This window comes from Craterilacuibacter sp. (genome assembly GCF_051659485.1).
Classification (GTDB): Bacteria; Pseudomonadota; Gammaproteobacteria; order Burkholderiales; family Chromobacteriaceae; genus Craterilacuibacter.
In genome coordinates, this window is sequence record NZ_JBOFOO010000065.1 from 1 (window position 1) to 4,218 (window position 4,218).

3 protein-coding genes are annotated in these 4,218 nt (G+C 59.5%); 2 read left to right on the forward strand and 1 reads right to left on the reverse strand.

From position 1 onward, the window contains the following. A partial coding sequence (gene hepT / locus ACRC1E_RS02220) for a type VII toxin-antitoxin system HepT family RNase toxin (RefSeq protein WP_438513475.1) occupies positions 1–226 on the forward strand: 226 nt, incomplete at its 5' end. A 42-nt stretch (positions 227–268) separates the two neighbouring features. On the opposite strand, the gene ACRC1E_RS02225 is transcribed toward hepT, so the two are convergent. Next, entirely contained in the window at positions 269–3,430 is a 3,162-nt protein-coding gene (locus ACRC1E_RS02225; protein WP_438513476.1) for a DUF3427 domain-containing protein, read from the reverse strand. Positions 3,431–3,592: 162 nt separating this feature from the next. Here ACRC1E_RS02225 and ACRC1E_RS02230 point away from each other — a divergent pair, with 162 nt between their 5' ends. Beyond that, positions 3,593–4,159, forward strand: coding sequence for an antibiotic biosynthesis monooxygenase (locus tag ACRC1E_RS02230; RefSeq protein ID WP_438513477.1), 567 nt, complete (start codon positions 3,593–3,595; stop codon positions 4,157–4,159). Positions 4,160–4,218: the final 59 nt, after the last annotated feature.

Here is a 4,218-nt window from a genome sequence, read left to right on the forward strand (position 1 = left end):
CATCCCGCAAAGCACACGCGACGTGTTTGCCCTGCTGGCCCAAGGCGGCTGGATAGCCAAGGAGCTGGCCGATTCGCTCAAAAAAATGGTCGGCTTTCGCAATATCGCGGTACACGACTACCAGAGCCTGCAGTTCCCCATCACCGTCGCCATCATCACCGGCCATCTGGACGAATTCCTGCACTATAGCCAGGCACTGCTGCTCAAGGATGCCAGCACCAAGTAGGGCGGGTTAGGCGGCGCTGCCGCCGTAACCCCCCATGTATGGCTACACATCACGGCTCTCGCTGAAAGCACGGAATAAAGTCGCCGGCAGCGGTGCTTGCAAACGCCACGTAATATTCATCGGCTTGCTGCCTGACCATTCTTCCAGTGTCACCGCTCCGCAAACGCGATACGGGCTTTGCTTGTTCTCGCGCACAAAAAGCTGGAAAGACCAACCATTGGCTGCCTCACCAATACTTTCCAGATAGCGCCTGCCACCCGGCGTATCAGGACTGGCACTATTCTGCGTCTGCCAGTGAAAGCGTTGTGGACTGATCGCGTAGTCGTGATAAGCAATGGCATCGTGATAGCCCGCACTCTTGTCCAGTGTCACAAACAAGAATTCGGTCTTACGCGCCTTGAGGCGCAACACCCCTTCGGCAAAAAACGGCCGCCTTGCTTCGTCCCAATACCCACAGGCTGTCAGAATCTCACGACTTCCATAGCCGGCATGCAAACACAGAGGAACATCCTCCAGCCCGGGGACAGGCTGAAATAACAGGCTACTTCTGGCTTGCAACAATGCTGCCAACTCACCCAACTCCTGCCGAGCCGCACTATCCAGTCGTGTCAGAAAATCCTCACCCGAGCCGACACGCGAGCCTTGGCCATCGATTTGATAGGCCAGCATCTGCAAGCGCAGACGCTGCTCGTTTGAGCTAGCGACTTCACCCGCTGCCAGCCCCGCCATCAATTCAAGCTGGCGTGGATCGTCCACATGCAAAAGATCGGCAAAGTGCTGGCCAAAGTAGTCTTCCTCGCTGCCGGCAGGCTCAGGCAATAGGCCGGCAGCACGCTTGAGGCAAGTCCAGCCGCTGCGCCCTTTGGCATCGCGATACACATCGTCCAGTTCCAGCACTTGATCGTGCAAAAAGGCCGCTAGCGTCAGCGCTTGCCCACGATTGAGCGCCGCATAAGCCGCCAACTCCCGGCTCAGTTGTGGCCAGCGCTGGTTGATCAGCGTTTTAAGGTTGCGCAGCACCTGTTCACGCGTCTTTTTCTGCAACTGGATATGGCAGCCTGAAGGCAGGCGATCAAAGCCCTGTTCCGCCCCTTCCTGCAATTCGCACCGGTTCAGCCCGGTCAGGCTGCCCAGTAGCCGGTCGAAACGAAATTCGGCGCGATGCTGGCCGACAAAGTCGAGAATCAGACAACTTTCCTTGCCATCAAACAGGCGTAGACCACGGCCTATCTGCTGCTGGAACAGCACCGGACTTTGCGTCGGGCGCAGCAGCAATAGCGTATCGACCATAGGCAGATCGACGCCTTCGTTGTACAAATCGACGGTGACGATGGCGACAATTTTTCCTGCCTTCAACAGGCGTGGCGCGTTATGGCGCTCTTCCTTGCTGCTTTCCGAGCTGACGCAGACTGCGGCTAAGCCAGCCCGATTCAGCATCTCGGTCATAAAGCGGGCGTGGGCGATGGAGACACAGAACAGCAGCGCTTTGGCCTGCGCCGGATCAGCACATAGTCGCCGCCATTCGCGCAACACCAGATGCGCCCGTGCAGTATTGGCATCCAGCAGTTGGCTTAATTGCTCGCGCTCACCCGCCTTGCCCCAGCTGATCTGGCTCAGATCGGTATCGTCGTCGCAGGCGTAGTATTCAAACGGTGCCAGCAACTGTAAATCCAGCGCATGCCACAGCCTGAGCTCGGCGGCCGGGCTGCCATCGGGTCTATGGTCGAAGTAGTCGTCAAGCGGCTTGCCGTCACTGCGTTCCGGCGTTGCAGTCAGCCCCAGCAGGATGGCTGGTTTGACAGCAGAGGCAAAGCGATCGAACTGTGTCGCCGCAAGATGATGACACTCATCAATGATCACCATATGCCAGTAATCAGCACCAAACTTTGCGACCAAATTGCGACGGTCCAGCGTCTGGATACTGGCAAACAGATGATCGTAACTGTCCACTTGTATGTCGCCGCTCAACTCCTGACCAAAACTGTTATCACCCAATACGGCTCTAAAGCTGTGCATCGCCTGCCGCAGAATTTCCACGCGATGCGCGACAAATAACAGCCGCGGCCGACCACCTCGCTCACGGCATAGGCGGCGATAGTCGAAGGCAGCAATCATGGTTTTGCCGGTACCTGTCGCCGCCACCAACAAATTGCGTATCCGGCCATGTGCGCGCTCGCTGGCCAGCGCCTCCAGCATCTCCTGTTGATAACTCTTGGGCTGCAGATCAAAAAATGGCACAACATTGGGACCATCCGGACTGGAGAAGCCCTTTTGCTCACGCAGCGCACGTAACAGTGCCACCCGGTGCCCTTCCTCATCCGGGTGGTAACGCTGAAATTCTGTGTCTTCCCACAGGGTCTCGAAATGAGCCCGGGCTCGGCCAAACAAGGCACGCTGGCCACGTTCGGTAAATTTTACCGTCCACTCCAAGCCGCCCATCAGCGCAGCACCCGACAGATTGGCACTGCCCACATAGGCCGAACCAAAGCCGGTCTTGCGCTCGAATATCCATGCCTTGGCATGCAAGCGGGTACGGCGACCATCCAGCGACACCCTGACCTCGCAACCGGGCAGACGCGCCAGCTGGTCCAGCGCTGCCGCATCGGTCGCACCGATATAAGTTGTGGTCAGCACACGGATACGGGTACGCGCTAGGCCATCGGCCCCCAGTGCGGTGATGCGCTCCAGCACGTCGGCCAGCTTACGCACACCGGAAACGGTGATGAAGCTCACCAGAATATCTACCCCATCACACGAGGCCAGCTCACGTCTAAGCTCGGTCAGTAGTGATGGACTGGCCTTGCCGGCAGTGAACAGCCATGGCATGGCCAAGCCAGTCTGCGGCAGCTCGGGCTCATGCGGTCGATGGAACAGTCCGCGCAGCACGCGTGGCGGAGAAGCCAATGCCTCTACCCGCATAGCTGCTTTGCTGTCGATCGCTTGCAAGCGGGTACGCAGGTCTTGCAGCAAACCATTGATCAGAGCCAACTGGGCCGGCGGCCGATCTTTGCTGTCCCCCTCTGGCTTTAGCTCTTGCAAGATGCCGGCCAGCTCCCGCCCCAGCATCTCAGCCAGACGCTCATGGCTATCAGCCTCCTCTAGGCCTGCCAGCAACGGATGGACGACATCGCTATCGTCCAGCTTGCGGGCCTGTGATTCGGTCAACAAGATGTCGTACAGGCCTTCCGGCATTTGGCGGGGCATGGCAATTCCAACGAGTCGTTAACCGCACCAGGATACCAGGCCTTTTCGTAAATGCTTTCCGCATGGATTGTTTCTTGCTTGATATCAACCGCCCCCACATCCGGGGGCAGGTCCGCCGGCCACCATCCCGGCTGTGCGGACGCGATATGCAAGGAGCCCGCCATGCCCACCGAACCGCTGACTTTTCTCGTCTCCCGCCGCGTTGACCCTGCGCGGCAGCAAGACTTCACCCGCTGGATGCTGGCCGGCGAAACGCTGGCCGCCGGCTTTGACGGCTTTCTCGGCGCCGGCCTGTTTGCGCCGCCACCCGGCGACGACACGTGGCAGATCATGTTCCGTTTTGCCGATGAGGCCAGCCTTGCGGCATGGATGCACGCACCGGAACGCAGCAGCTGGCTGGCTGCCGGCACCCATCTGGTGCAGGCCAGCGAAGCGCGTTGTGCCTCCGGGCTGGATAGCTGGTTTACCGTGCCGCCGCCACGCTGGAAGCAGGCGGTGGCGGTGTGGCTGGCGTTTTTTCCGGTGTCGCTGCTGATGAATGCCGTGCTGGGCGAGTGGCTGGCCGGCTTGCCGCTATTGCCGCGGGTGTTGCTGTCGACGCTGGCGCTGACGCCGCTGATGGTGTGCGGGCTGATTCCGCTGGTGACGCGCCTGCTGCGGCGCTGGCTGCAGGCCGACACGCCATTTGGGCTAAAGGAAAAAGGCGGCGCTGACTTTTCTTGTGGATAAAACCCCCGCCCTTTATGGATTTATCCACAGGAAGGTCCGGCCTTACCAGCCGGCCGCAG